This window comes from Pleomorphomonas sp. JP5 (assembly GCF_023721815.1).
GTDB lineage: Bacteria > Pseudomonadota > Alphaproteobacteria > Rhizobiales > Pleomorphomonadaceae > Pleomorphomonas.
This window is the reverse complement of sequence record NZ_JAMDLI010000002.1, coordinates 288,694-302,199: the sequence shown is the minus strand read 5'-3', so window position 1 is coordinate 302,199 and position 13,506 is coordinate 288,694. Positions and strand designations below refer to the sequence as shown.

General features: G+C 65.5%; 10 protein-coding genes. 6 read left to right on the top strand and 4 right to left on the bottom strand.

Annotation, left to right across the window (positions count from 1 at the left end):
- Positions 1 to 55: 55 nt before the first annotated feature.
- On the bottom strand, positions 56 to 883 hold the full coding sequence (locus M4J40_RS03280; RefSeq protein ID WP_251752065.1) for an inositol monophosphatase: 828 nt from the start codon (positions 881 to 883) through the stop codon (positions 56 to 58).
- Positions 884 to 1,013: 130 nt separating this feature from the next.
- Here M4J40_RS03280 and M4J40_RS03275 point away from each other — a divergent pair, with 130 nt between their 5' ends.
- The 4 genes from M4J40_RS03275 (at position 1,014) to M4J40_RS03260 (ending at position 7,750) form a co-directional block, all read left to right on the top strand.
- Positions 1,014 to 1,895 carry a YhjD/YihY/BrkB family envelope integrity protein gene (locus tag M4J40_RS03275; protein WP_251752064.1) on the top strand — a complete coding sequence of 294 codons (882 nt, stop codon included), beginning with the start codon at positions 1,014 to 1,016 and terminating at the stop codon, positions 1,893 to 1,895.
- Positions 1,896 to 2,006: 111 nt separating this feature from the next.
- The gene (locus M4J40_RS03270) at positions 2,007 to 2,318 is read left to right on the top strand and encodes a hypothetical protein (protein WP_251752063.1); all 312 of its coding nucleotides are present in this window, start codon (positions 2,007 to 2,009) and stop codon (positions 2,316 to 2,318) included.
- A gap of 196 nt (positions 2,319 to 2,514) precedes the next feature.
- A complete protein-coding gene (locus M4J40_RS03265) occupies positions 2,515 to 7,254 on the top strand; it encodes an NAD-glutamate dehydrogenase (RefSeq protein WP_251752062.1) in 4,740 nt (1,579 codons plus the stop codon).
- Between the two features lie 181 nt (positions 7,255 to 7,435).
- Positions 7,436 to 7,750 carry a DUF2794 domain-containing protein gene (locus tag M4J40_RS03260; RefSeq protein WP_251752168.1) on the top strand — a complete coding sequence of 105 codons (315 nt, stop codon included), beginning with the start codon at positions 7,436 to 7,438 and terminating at the stop codon, positions 7,748 to 7,750.
- 3 nt (positions 7,751 to 7,753) lie between these two features.
- On the opposite strand, the gene M4J40_RS03255 is transcribed toward M4J40_RS03260, so the two are convergent.
- From M4J40_RS03255 to M4J40_RS03245, 3 genes are all read right to left on the bottom strand, one after another.
- The gene (locus tag M4J40_RS03255) at positions 7,754 to 8,806 is read right to left on the bottom strand and encodes an aldo/keto reductase (RefSeq protein WP_251752061.1); all 1,053 of its coding nucleotides are present in this window, start codon (positions 8,804 to 8,806) and stop codon (positions 7,754 to 7,756) included.
- 18 nt (positions 8,807 to 8,824) lie between these two features.
- Positions 8,825 to 9,358, bottom strand: a complete 534-nt coding sequence (locus M4J40_RS03250) for a DinB family protein (protein ID WP_251752060.1) — start codon at positions 9,356 to 9,358, stop codon at positions 8,825 to 8,827.
- 134 nt (positions 9,359 to 9,492) lie between these two features.
- Positions 9,493 to 10,122, bottom strand: a complete 630-nt coding sequence (locus tag M4J40_RS03245) for an arylesterase (protein ID WP_405030708.1) — start codon at positions 10,120 to 10,122, stop codon at positions 9,493 to 9,495.
- Between the two features lie 118 nt (positions 10,123 to 10,240).
- Here M4J40_RS03245 and M4J40_RS03240 point away from each other — a divergent pair, with 118 nt between their 5' ends.
- Positions 10,241 to 10,936: an ABC transporter ATP-binding protein gene (locus tag M4J40_RS03240; RefSeq protein WP_251752059.1), complete on the top strand. Its 696-nt coding sequence runs from the start codon at positions 10,241 to 10,243 to the stop codon at positions 10,934 to 10,936.
- The gene (locus M4J40_RS03235) at positions 10,933 to 13,503 is read left to right on the top strand and encodes an FtsX-like permease family protein (RefSeq protein WP_251752057.1); all 2,571 of its coding nucleotides are present in this window, start codon (positions 10,933 to 10,935) and stop codon (positions 13,501 to 13,503) included. Before M4J40_RS03240 ends, M4J40_RS03235 begins: the two co-directional genes overlap by 4 nt.
- Positions 13,504 to 13,506 lie beyond the last annotated feature (3 nt).

Here is a 13,506-nt window from a genome sequence, read left to right as displayed (position 1 = left end):
CAAAGGAAATGGTCGGCGAAAGCCGGCCATTTCGCATTTCCAGAGAGCGGGTTGCCTAACCGCTAAGCGCCGTTGCAAGCTCGGTCCAGCTCGCCTTGTCGGGCGCCATGAGAAGCCCGCCGGCCCGGAGGTCGGGGCGGTAGGGAGAGCCGTCGAGCAGCGCGGAGTAACCGCCCGCCTCCCGGTGGATCAGCCAACCGGCCGCATGATCCCATGGCGACAGCTTGTGGTAATAGCAGAACTGAATGCGACCATCGACGAGCAGACGCATCTCCTGGCCGCCGCAGCGGTAGTTCATGATGCCCCAGGTGCGTCCGAAGCCGCCGAGCAAGCGCTCTCGCTCCTCCGGCGAAGCGTAATACCAGCCGGCGCAGCCCTGCATCTCGGAGAGCGGCGCGGCCGGCGCTACGTGGAGCGGCCGGTCCGGCTGGCCCTGGCGGACGAGAAAAGCGCCACCGCCGTCGATCGCGCAGGCCGCGTCGTTACGAACCGGGTCGTAGATGATGCCGCCCTTCACTGCGCCGTGCTCGACGATGGAAATGATCACCGCGAAGGCGGGAACGCCGTTTGCGTAGTTGAAGGTTCCGTCAATGGGATCGACGACAACCGCGCGGGGCGCGGCCATCAGGCGGTCGATCAGCGTCGGCTCGCGCTCCATGACCTCTTCGCCGACGAACAGGAAATCGTCGCCCCAGGCGGCCCGGACGCGCTTTTCGATCAACGCTTCGGATGCGATGTCGGCGACGGTGACGAAATCGGAGGCGTGCGCCTTGGTCTTGATGTCGGCGGCGGTAAGGTTGGAGAAATGCGGCATGATCTCGATCTCCGCCGCCGCCTGGGCGGTGGCGACGAGAAAATCGATGTCCTGACGGGTGACGGTCATTGCGAACTCCGGATTATGCGCAGCATGGAATGCACCCAAAGAACGACGGGAGCAAGACGGCAGGCGCAGCCCAACTCTTGCATTTCTCTCCGCATAGACCAACTTGTTCAGGGAATTAGGGAGAAACGCCGTGCGGGCTATCGGACGCCTCATCGCCCCGTTCTGGCGGGCCGCTCTGACATTCAGTGCCGCGGACGGTTGGGCGATCGCCTCGCATGTGGCGCTATCTTCCTTGATGGCCCTCTTTCCATTCCTGATTTTTCTCACCGCTATTGCGGCCTTTTTCGACCTCAGCGCGCTGTCGGCGACGGTGGTTGCGCTGATCTTCGAAAGCGTGCCGGCCAGTATCGCCGGCCCGATCGCCGGCGAGGTGAAGAACGTGCTGCTGGTTCCGCGCCGCGACGTGCTGACCATCGGCGTGGCGCTGGCGCTGTGGTTCGCTTCTTCCGGCGTCGAGGCGATGCGCGTCGGTCTCAACCGCGCCTACGGCACGACCGAGAACCGAAATTTTCTGTGGCTGCGGCTCGAGAGCATCGGCTTCGTGCTGCTGGGAACGATTATCTTCCTGACCATCGCCTTCCTGGTGGTGCTGGCGCCGGTGGCCTGGACCGCGCTCGTGCATCTGGTCCCGGCGATCGAGGATTTCGCCTGGCCCCTGACGTTCCTGCGCTTCGGTCTGACCTTGTTGATCGCCGGCGGCGGTCTCATCGCGTCGCATCTGTGGCTGCCGGCCGGTCGACGGGGCATTGCCGAGATATTGCCCGGCGTCGGCCTGACGCTGGCGGCCTGGATTGCCGGCGCTTACGGCTTTTCGCTCTATCTCGCTGATTTCGCCAACTATGCCTCGACATACGCGGGCCTTGCCGGCGTGATGACGGCCATCGTCTTTCTCTACCTCATGGCCCTCATTCTGCTTTACGGCGCAACGCTCAACGCGGCGATCGCCGAACGGCGTCGGCGTGCTGTCGAGGCCGGTTCGTCGGAGGAACCATTGACATCCCCCGAGCCATGATGGAAGCCGTAGGCTGCGGTGATGCCGCCGGACCGTCTTCGGCCCGAGGCCACCGATGCCAATCCTAGACTTACCCGCCGGCGTTCTTGTCCGGACAACAGGGAGATAGCCATGTACACGCTCGAAATCGCCGGCATCGCGATCGCCACCACCGACGCCGACGAGGCAGAGGCGCGCGAGATCTTCGAAAGCGAGGATTTCCTCGACGACATTCGCGGCTTCACGAGCGCCGGCAGCCCTGTCTGGGACGGCGTTTCGGCCTTCGTCATCCGCCAGGCCAACGAGGATGAAGTCGAGGCCTTTAGCGAGATCGACGACATCGAAGACGAAATCGACAGCGAAGAGGGGGACGAGTTCGACGGGGAGGGCGCCAACATCATGTTCCTCGTCGATATCGATCAGTTCGACGACGAGGAGGAATGAAGTCGGCCTCCGTGAACGCGGTTGGCGCCGAGTCCGCAACAGCGCGAATTGGATTCGTCGTGCGGACCGGGTTGACTGTGTGCTCCGAACATTCGGGCGGCGGCGCGGCCGCCGCCTTTCCGGTTGCGTCTTCCCTTGATCGGCCGGAGCGGTGCGATAGCCGGCGCCGGCCCATTCGGGGCGGCGGGAGTTGTCGATGAAGCGCGTGATGGAAGTGCTGAAGGAGGCGCGCCTCGATGAGGCCGCCGATCTGGCCGCCCGCGGCAGCAGGCCGGAAGTCGCCAGCCTTTTGAAGACCCTTTACGGCAAGGGCGCCGCGGAGGATGTGGTTGCCTATGCGGCAAACGAACTGGTCGCCTTCGCGGAAGGGGCCATGTCGAGCCTGTCGCTCAGGGTGCCTGGCATCCATTCGATCCGCATCTACAATCCCACGTGGGATGATGAGGCAAGCCATCGCAGGGAAGTGACGGTCGTCGACGTTCTCAACGACAACATGCCGTTTCTCGTCGACTCGGTCATGCAGGAACTGACCGACGCCGGCATAGAGGTGCGCCTGATGGTGCATCCCATCCTCTCCGTGGTGCGCGGTATGAGCGGTCGTCTGCTGTCGATCGGCGATGACCCGGACTCCAGCCGCGAGAGTTTCATCCACATCCACATCGCCCGCCTGCCCGACGCCATTGCTGCCGATCAGCTGGAGACGCGCCTCGATGGCCTGCTGACCGAGGTGCGGGCCGCCGTCGACGACTGGCCGCGCATGCAGACGCTGGTCAAGTCGGTGATCAACGTCTACCGGCACACACCGCCGCCTTTGCCGCCGGAGGCGGTGGCCGAAGCGGTCGAGTTTCTGAACTGGCTCAATACCGACAATTTCACCTTCCTGGGGCTCCGGGAGTATGCCGTCGGCACCGATGGAGACAGCGACGAGCTTACCTCGCTCATTCCGACGGGTGGTTACGGTCTGCTGCGCGACCCCGAAGTGCGGGTCTTGAGGCGCGGCCGCGAGATGGTGCAGGTGACGCCGGAGATCACCGAGTTCCTCAGGCAGGCCGAACCGCTGATCGTTGCCAAGGCCAACGTCAAGGCGCGCGTTCACCGCCACGCCTATCTCGACTACATCGGTATCAAGCGCTACGACGCCCACGGTCGCCTCGTCAGTGAAATCCGACTGCTCGGCCTGTTCACCGCGTCGGCCTACACCCGCTCCACCCATTCCATTCCCTACCTTCGTCGCAAGGTGGGGACGATCATGGCTCGCGCCGGATTCGATCCGGAAAGCCACTCGGGGCGGGCGCTGCGCAACATTCTGGAAAGCTATCCGCGCGATGAGCTGTTCCAGGTCGACCTCGACACGCTTCTTGATTTTTCCCTGGCCATTCTGGAACTCGGCGAGCGGCCGCGCATCCGCGTTCTGGCCCGCCGGGACAAGTTCGACCGGTTCGTGTCTCTCCTGGTGTATGTGCCGCGCGATCGCTACAACACCGACACGCGGCTCGCCATCGGCAACTATCTCGCGGATGCGTTCGATGGCCGTGTCTCGTCGGTTTATCCGGCGTTCCCGGAAGGTCCGCTCGCCCGTGTTCACTACATCATCGGACGTGACGAGGGGGCGACGCCCGCTGTCGCTCAGGCGGAACTGGAAGCCGCCGTCGCCCGCATAACCCGCAACTGGTGCGACGGCTTTGCCGACGCTTGTCGGGCGAAGTTCGGTCCTGCGCGTGGCCGCAAGCTGATCGAGCTCTATGGCCGCGCTTTCCCCGAGGCCTATCGGGCGAGCTATTCCGCCGAGATGGCGGTTGCCGACGTGACACTTCTCGAACTGTTTGTCGGCGATCGCGGCACGGCGGTCGACCTCATCGGCGGCAATCTGCCATCTCCCCGCGTCTCCATGCGCCTGATGAGCCGGGGCGGCCCGGTGCCACTGTCGGCCCGCGTGCCGGTTCTGGAGGCGATGGGTTTCACGGTGCTCGAGGAAAGAACCTTCGAGATCGGGCGCTCGGGCGAGACCATCGTGCTGCACGACATGGCGCTCCGCCGTGCCGATGGCGTCGATGTGGATCTCGCGCGCGATGGCAACCGACTGAAGGCGCTGTTCATGGCGGTCTGGCTCGGACGGGCCGACAGCGATCGCCTCAACGCACTGACGCTCGTCGCCGGTCTTGGTTGGCGCGAGATTGCCATGCTCCGTGCGCTCGCCCGCTATCTCAGCCAGATTGGTCTCGCTCACGGCCACGCCTATGTCGCCGAGGCGCTGGTGCGCAACGCTGGCGTGGCAACGCTTCTCGTCTCGCTCTTCACCACCCGCTTCTCCCCGACTTTCGAAGGCGATCGCGCGGCGCGACTCCGGGCCTTGCATGGTGAACTCGAGGCGGCGTTCCGCGAAGTGCCGATCCTGGATGACGATCGCATCCTCAGGCGGCTTGCCAATCTGATCGAGGCGGCGACCCGCACGACCTTCTTCCAGATCGGAGCCGATGGCGATCCGCATCCGGTGATGGCGTTCAAGTTCGACGCTGAACGGATCGATGGTTTGCCGGCGCCGCGCCCGTTCGCCGAGATCTGGTTGCATGCACCCGACGTCGAAGGCGTCCATCTTCGCTTCGGCAAGGTGGCGCGGGGCGGGTTGCGCTGGTCGGATAGGCCGGAGGATTTCCGCACCGAGATCCTTGGTCTCGTCAAGGCGCAACAGGTCAAGAACGCGGTCATCGTACCGGTGGGCGCCAAGGGGGGCTTCGTCGCTCGCCGTATCGGCGATGATCGGGCGGCGGCCGGCGTTGCCGCCTACGAGCGCTACGTCGGGACGCTGATCGATCTTACCGACAACATCGTCGATGACGTCGTCGTCCCGCCCGTCGGGACCGTCCGTTACGATGGCGACGACCCCTATCTCGTGGTGGCGGCCGACAAGGGCACTGCCAGTTTTTCCGACGTTGCCAATCGCATCGCGTTGTCCCGTCGTTTCTGGTTGGCCGACGCCTTTGCCTCCGGCGGCTCGGATGGCTACGACCACAAGAAGATGGGAATCACGGCGCGCGGCGCGTTCGAGGCCGTGAAACGGCATTTCCGCGAACTCGACCTCGACGCCCAATCCGATCCGTTCACCGCTGTCGGTGTCGGCGACATGTCGGGCGATGTGTTCGGCAACTTCATGCTGCTGTCGCCATCGATGAAGCTCGTTGCGGCCTTCGATCACCGCCATATCTTCATCGACCCGGATCCCGACGTCGAGGCAGCGCTTGCCGAGCGGCGGCGGTTGTTTGACCTACCGCGTTCCAGTTGGGGCGACTACGATCCGGCGAAGCTGTCGCCGGGCGGCGGCGTTTTTCCGCGAACGCAGAAGTCCGTCGCACTCTCCGATGAGGCACGGAGGGTGCTCGGCATGGATGCCGCGGTTCTCAGCCCCGACGAACTCGTCACAGCGATCCTGAAGGCGCCGACCGATCTTCTTTTCTTTGGCGGTATCGGCACGTTCGTGCGTGGCGACGACGAGAGCAATCTCGACGCCGGTGACCGCATCAACGACGGAGTCCGCATCCCGGCCGGTTCTCTCAGAGTTCGCGTTGTGGGCGAGGGGGCCAACCTTGGCGTGACGCCGAGGGCGCGGGTTGATTTTGCCCGGCGCGGCGGACGGATCAATTCCGATGCCATCGACAATGTCGGCGGTGTCGCGACCTCGGACGCCGAGGTCAATATCAAGATCGCATTTGTCCGGGCGATGGCTGCCGGCCGACTGACGCTGTCAGAACGCAACGAGATGCTTGCCGAAATGACCGACGACATCGCCGCCGGCGTGCTGCGGCTTTGTCGTCGGCAAGTGGTCGCCTTGTCGGTGACGCGCGCGCGCGGCTCTGGAGAGCTGCCGCGCCTGATGCGCCTGTCGGCGGTGCTCGCCGAGCGCGGCCTGCTCGACCCGCGCCGCGAAGGCCTGCCCGACGAATCGGCGGCCAGTCGTCTGGCCGCTATGGGCGAAACGCTATCGAGACCGGAAATCGCCATCCTGATGGCGCATGCCAAGCTGATGCTGTCCGATGATCTCTTGGCGGGCCGCCTGATCGATGATCCGGCGCTCAATGACTGGTTGGTCCTGGCGTTCCCGCCGGCCATGCGGGAACGCTTTGCCGACGACATTGCCGCCCACCGCCTGGCTCGTGACATCCTGGCCACGCGTGTCGCCGGCGCTGCGGTTGACGCGGCTGGCCCGACCTTTGTCAGCCGTCTCGGCGACGAAGCGGATGTGGACGCCGAGGCGGCTGTGCGCGCTCTCGTCGTGGCGGCGGCGGCTTTCGGGACCGATGGGGTCACGGCCGAAATTGACGGACTGGAGGGCAAGGTCTCGGGTGCCGTCTGGGTCGAGCTTCGGCGCCGTGTCGCCGATTTCCTGACCGACGCCGCCCTGTGGGTGGCCCAGAACGTGAAAGCCGAAGGGGATCTCGCCTCTGCCATCGAGCGGTTGGCCGAGGGCGTGCGCCGTTTCCGCGACAGCGCGCCGGCCGGCAAGGTCGATGGCGAGCTTGTCGCCGCAGGCGTGCCGGAGCGGCTGGCGGCTCGCATTGCCAGCCTGCCGGCTGAACTCGGAAGCCTCGACCTGATCGTCATCGGCGAGGAGGTTGGCCGGGCTGTCGACGAGGTGATGCCGGTCATGGCGGCGATCGACGAAGCGATTGCCGCCGATCTGGTCGCTCGTCTGGCAGAGCTGGTGAGGCCGTCCGATCTCTATGAGGGACAGGCGGCGGAAATCGCTTGGCGGACATTCGCCGTCGCGCGTCGCCGTATCGTCGCCCGGGCGATCGCCGAGGGTGGGGCCGATATGTGGACGACGGCGCGCGAATCGCGAATCGGGCGGCTGAGACAGCTCGTTGGTGACCTTCTCGTCGGTCCTCCGACGGTGGCAAAGCTGACTGTGGCGGCAGGTCTGGTTGCCGAGTTGGCCGAATGACGGCCTTCGGGAGCCCGTTTCCTCGTTGCATTCGGTGGCAGCTGGCGCAATCATGACGGTGACGTGACGATCACCGTCGGAGGTGCGCTTGAGCGGCGAGAGCAACGAGGAGGCGGGAGAGCCCGCAAATCTGGTCGCGCTGGCGCGTGGGACTGCGCCGGCGCCCGTCGACTCCCGGCCGGTGGCTCGGGAGGTCCCTTACGTCGCCTTCGATCGGCACGAGCTGTCCGAGATCCTGAAGGTCTACGGTCGTATGGTGGCGGCCGGGGAGTGGCGCGATTACGCCATCGATCATCTCTCCGACCGAGCCGTCTTTTCGATCTTCCGGCGGTCTTCCGAGGTGCCTCTCTATCGGGTCGAGAAGAATCCCAAGCTGGCGCGACGGCAGGGCGCCTATTCGGTGATCGCCCAGACCGGCATGATCCTGAAACGCGGTGGCGAGCTGGCCCGCGTGTTGCGCGTCATCGACAAGTCCTGGCTGTCGGTTGCCGAGTGAACGTCACGGGCAAGGGTTGCCGAAGCGCTGATGCAGGTCGTCGACGGCCGCCTGCATGTCTTCGGTCCAGACGAAGCCGGCGGCGGCAAGGTTGCTTTCCACTTGATCTTCGGCCCTCGGTCCGATGATGACCGAGCCAACCGTCGGCTGGTTCATGGCGAAGGCGACGGCGAAGGTCGTCGGGTCGGCGCCAAAGCGGCGGGCGAGATCGACGTAGGCGGCAATCGCCGCGTCGGCATGCGGCTTCTCGTAGCGCTGGAGGCGATTGAACAGGGCCTTGCGACTGTTCTCCGGCAGCGCGCCGTTGCGATACTTGCCCGTGAGGTAGCCCTGCGCCAGCGGCGAGTAGGGCAGGAGGCCGATCTCTTCCCGCAGTGCGATCTCCGCGAGGCCGCCCTCCCACGTGCGGTTGACCAGGCTGTAGGCGTTCTGCACCGTGACGGGGCGCGGGCCGATGCCTTGCTCGGCGGCGAAGATGAAGCGCATCAGCCCATAGGGACTCTCGTTGGAGAGGCCGAAGTGGCGGATCTTGCCGGCGGCGACCAACTCGGCGAAAGCGGCCGCCGTCTCCTCGATGGCCGTCTCGTCGACGGCGGGGACAAACGGCTTGAAGCGCGAAGGAACGGTTCCCCAATCGGAGACGGCTCGATCCGGCCAGTGGATCTGGTAGAGGTCGATATGGTCGGTCCTGAGCCGGCGAAGCGATTTCTCGACGGCTTCGAAAATCTGCGTCCGGGTGAGGCGGGTCGGCGAACCGTCGTCGCGAAACCAGTCATTGGAGCTACGGCCGCAGACCTTGGTGGCGAGGACGATATCGTTCCGTCGACCGCGCGCGGTCAGCCATTCGCCGATGATGGTCTCGGTCGCGCCTTGCGTCTCGCGTTTCGGCGGTATCGGGTACATCTCGGCGGCGTCCAGAAAATCGATCCCGAAGCCTACGGCGCGGTCCAGAATGGCAAAGGCTTCGTCACGGGAGGTTTGCTCGCCGTAGGTCATCGTGCCCAGGCAGATGGGCGTGACGAAGAGATCGGATCGGCCGAGGCGACGTTTTTGCATGGGGTGCCTTTTCGGAGTTCAGTCGATGTCGGGCAGGAGGGCCAGAAGGTCGGTGACGCCGACATCGACGCCCGCCTGGGTGAGCAACGTGGAGACCTGACCGCGATGATGGGTTTGGTGATTGAAGATGTGCGACAGCACCGACGACAGCAGCTTGCGCCGTTGTGTTCCGTCCGTTCGGCTGTAGGCGAATGCCCCGGCGAGATCGGCGTCCGTCAGCCCGTCCACGAAGCCGACGATCATCCGATCGATGCGTTCGCGGATCGGCCGGAGATGGGACAGATCGTCCGATACGACGAAGCTGACACTCGTCGGTCGCGGCAAGCCGGCAAGATCGAAGCGCCCGGAAAAGGGGGGATGATTGGCCAGTCGGCCGAACCAGATGAGGTCAGCGGCGACAAGGTGGTTGAGCGTGCCCAGGATGGAGCCGAAGAAGGCGCCACGGTCGCGGGACAGCTCGTCCGCCGTCAGCCGCTCGGCAGCGGCGTAGACCTTGGTGTTCATCCAGGCGTTGTAAGGCGCCATCAGGCGGAAATGATCGAGGCTGCTCACGATGGTTCTCCCCAACCGATCTTGCCAGGATGCCTTTGCGCGGCTTCCGTGGCTAGTGCTTCGCCAACGGCTTTCGCATCGGCTTGACGATATCCAGCCATGCCGACCCGTGACCGAATGTCAAACTCAGTCCGCTAGCCCTTGCCTTTGATCCGTTCGATCAGCGCCTCGACGGACGGAAGGATGCGCTCGACGATGATGTCGACGCCAGCGGCATTCGGATGCATGCCGTCGGCCTGGTTGAGGCTGGCATTGCCGGCGACACCCTCGAGGAAGAACGGGTAAAGCAGGGCGCCGTGTTTCTCGGCGAGGTCGGGAAAGATCGGATCGTAGCGGGCGCCATAGACGACGCCGAGATTGGGCGCCGCCCTCATGCCGGCGAGAAGCACGGGCGCCCCGGTTTCGTTGATGCGGGACAGCAGTTCGTCGAGGCTTTCGCGGACGAGCGACGGATCGTGGCCGCGCAACATGTCGTTCGCGCCGAGTTCGACGATGACGCCGTCGGCGCCGTCCGCCAGCGCCCAGTCGAGACGGGCCAGTCCGTCGGCGACCGTATCGCCGGAGACGCCCGCGTTGACGATGTCGACGTCATGGCCGCGCTTGACGAGCGCCGCTTCCAGCCGGTCGGGAAAGGCGTCCTGGCTAAGTACGCCGTAGCCGGCGGTGAGACTGTCGCCGAGCGCGACGATACGCATGGACTTGGCTTCCGCGCCGGCAAGGCCGACGAGGAGGGCGAGAACGAACACGAAGATGCGGTGTCTCACGGCCTTTTGACCCGGCTTGCAATGGTTTCTAGGCCAACCATATGACAGGCTCGGGCTTTCTTCGGCAAGCCCCGCAGACGTCACGTTTGCCCGAACCGCCAGAACCGAAAGCTCGCCCTTGCCAGATCCAGCCATTGCTCTCTCTCAGGTCGATCTCAGTCTTGGCAGCGGTGCTGCCCGCGTTCACATCCTGAAACGCCTGTCGTTTTCTATCGAGGCTGGCACGAGTGTCGGCATTGTTGGCCCTTCGGGCTCGGGCAAGTCGACGCTCCTGATGGTGCTTGCCGGTCTCGAGCGGGTGGACGGCGGCACCGTATCGGTCGGCAACGAGCGGCTCGACCGCATGGACGAGGACGCCCTTGCCCGCTTCCGCGGGCGTTCGGTCGGTATCGTCTTCCAGTCCTTTCACCTGATGCCGACCATGACGGCGCTGGAGAATGTGGCGGTGCCCCTGGAACTCAGTGGCCGGCGCGACGCCTTCGAGCGGGCGCGGGTCGAACTCGAAGCGGTCGGCCTTGGGCACAGGCTCGACCATCACCCGGCAGAACTCTCCGGCGGCGAGCAGCAGCGCGTCGCCATCGCCCGGGCTCTGGCGCCCGAGCCGTCGATCCTGATCGCCGACGAGCCGACCGGCAATCTCGACGCCGACACCGGCCGCGACATCATCCGCCTGATGTTCGAGGCGCGGGCCAGACGTGGCGCGACGCTGGTGCTGGTCACGCATGATCGGGCGCTCGCGGACGCCTGCGACCGCCGCATCGGCATGCGCTCGGGCGAAATCGTCGAGGATATCAGGGCGGGGGCGACGCCGTGAGCGGCCGCTCGCCGGGCTGGAAGGTCGCCGTTCGTCTCGCCGCCCGTGAGGCGCGCGGCGGTTTGTCGGGCTTCCGCATTTTCATCGCGGCCATCGCGCTTGGCGTCGCGGCCATCGCTGCCGTCGGTTCGACCAGCCGGGCGATCACCGAGGGCATTTCCCTGCAAGGGCGGGAGATTCTGGGTGGCGACATCGCGGTGCGTTTCGGTGGCGAAACCCCACCTGAGGCGGTGGTTGCCTCCCTTGCCACACGTGGTCGATTGTCGGCGGTGACGCTGGTCAACTCGATGGCGCGACGCCTCGACGGCGAGGCGCAGGCGCTTGCCCGCATCAAGGCGGTCGACGGCGCGTATCCGCTCGCAGGGGAGCTGCGCCTCGCAGGGGGCGGTCGGCTTGCCGATGCCCTGGCGCCGGGGGCGGATGGATCGATCGGTGTCGTCATCGAGCCGATCCTCGCCGATCGTCTCGACGTGAAGGTCGGTGACCGCATCGCCATCGGACGGGCAACCGCCGAAGTGCGCGGATTGATCGAAAAGGAATCGGATCAGGTCGGGACCGGCATCGCCTACGGACCACGGGTGATGATGAGCAGGGAGGCGCTCGCGGCAACCGATATCGTTCAGCCGGGCAGCCTTGTCGCCAACACCACTCGCATTGCCCTGCCCGATGGCACGACGGACGATGCCGTTGCCGCCGTCGCGGCGGAGATGAAGGCAGCCCAGTCCGACAGCGGTCGGACCGTTTCATCGCGGCTCGATGCAGCCCCCGGTCTGGAGCGTAACGTCGATCGTTTTTCGCAGTTCCTGACGCTGGTCGGCCTGACCGCGCTGATCGTCGGCGGTGTTGGCGTCACCAATGCGGTGAAGGCGTTCATCGATCGCAAGCGCGACACCATCGCCACGCTGAAGGCGGTGGGTGCGCCGGGTGGTTTCGTGGTGGTCGTCTATCTGATCGAGATCGGCGTCATCGCCGGCATCGGCGTGGTGCTGGGGCTTGCCCTGGGGCTCGTGCCACCCTTCTTCGCGGGCGGGTTGATCGCTTCGGCGCTCGAGTTGCCGATCGAGATCGGCGTCTATCCCGGCGAGCTGATGCTCGCCGCCGCCTATGGCTTTCTTACGGCCTTTGCCTTCGCCATCTGGGCGCTCGGCCGCGCCCATGACGTACCGGTGAGTGCTCTGTTCCGCGACAAGGTGGCGCCGGAACGGCGGCTGCCGCGTCGCGTCTATGTCTTGGCTACCAGCGTGGCGGTGCTGCTTCTCGCCGTGCTCGCCGTCGCCACCGCTGCCGACCGCTTCGTGGCAGTGGTGTTCATCCTGTCGATGGCGGCGATCTTTGTCGTGCTCACCGGCGTGGCCGACCTGATCCGTCGCCTTGCCGGTCGATTGCCGGCGGTTGGTTCGGCGGAGCTCCGGTTGGCGTTGCGCAACATCCACCGACGCGGAGGCCTGACGCTTTCGGTGGTGCTGTCCCTCGGCCTCGGGCTGACGCTGATGGTGACGCTGGCCTTGATCGACACCGGGCTCAGGCGGCAGCTCACATCCACCTTGCCGGAGAAGGCGCCCACCTTCTTCGTGCTCGACATTCGCTCCAACGACCTCGACGCTTTCTCGCGGCTGGTCGAGGCGACGGTGCCGGGCACCACGCTCGAGACCGTGCCGATGCTGCGCGGCCGCATCACAGCGCTGAAGGGGACGCCGGTCGACAAGATCGATGCGCCCGAAAGCGCGCGCTGGGCGCTGTCCGGAGACCGGGGCATCACGATATCGGACGAACCACCGGCCAATTCGACGCTCGCGTCGGGCGCTTGGTGGCCGAAGGATTACAAGGGCGAGCCGCTTGTCTCCTTCGAGGACGAGCTGGCGCGCGAGTTCGGCCTCAAGATCGGCGATACGGTTACGGTCAACGTGCTCGGTCGTGAAATCACCGCCAGGGTGGCCAGTACGCGCAAGGTCGAATGGCAGTCGCTCTCGATCAACTTCGTGATGGTGTTCTCGCCCAGTACCTTCGCAGGTGCGCCCTATTCGGTGCTGTCGACGGCAGCGCTGCCGACGAGCGGCGACGCGGTGGCCGACCGGCAAAACGAAGGGCGGTTGATCCGGGCGGTGGTGGCGGAGTTCCCGACAGCCACGATGGTGCGTGTCAAGGACGTGCTTACCACGGTCAACGATCTGGTTGGCTCGCTGACGCTGGCCATTCGCGCCGCCGCCTCCATCGCGCTCGCCGCCTCGGTGCTCGTTTTGGCCGGTGCGCTTGCCTCCGGACATCGCCAGCGCGTCTACGATGCCGTGTTGCTCAAGACTTTCGGCGCGACGCGGGGGCGGGTGCTGCTCGCCTTTGCGCTCGAGTACGCGGCGCTCGGCTTTCTCACCGCCATATTCGCCTTGGCCGCTGGCGCCTTGGCTGCCTGGGGCGTTCTTTACGGCATCATGGACGTGCCGGTCGATCTCAATCCCTGGGTGGCGCTTGGAGCCGTGGCCTGTGCGCTTCTTCTGACCATCGGACTGGGACTGCTCGGCACCTTCAGGGCGCTATCGGCCAAGGCAGCGCCGGTACTCCGGAATCTTTAAATC

What these genes read in the sequence shown, in the direction of transcription:
- M4J40_RS03280 (WP_251752065.1), bottom strand. Translation starts at nt 883, where the DNA reads ATGACCGTCACCCGTCAGGACATCGATTTTCTCGTCGCCACCGCCCAG.
- M4J40_RS03270 (WP_251752063.1), top strand. Translation starts at nt 2,007, where the DNA reads ATGTACACGCTCGAAATCGCCGGCATCGCGATCGCCACCACCGACGCC.
- M4J40_RS03265 (WP_251752062.1), top strand. Translation starts at nt 2,515, where the DNA reads ATGAAGCGCGTGATGGAAGTGCTGAAGGAGGCGCGCCTCGATGAGGCC.
- M4J40_RS03255 (WP_251752061.1), bottom strand. Translation starts at nt 8,806, where the DNA reads ATGCAAAAACGTCGCCTCGGCCGATCCGATCTCTTCGTCACGCCCATC.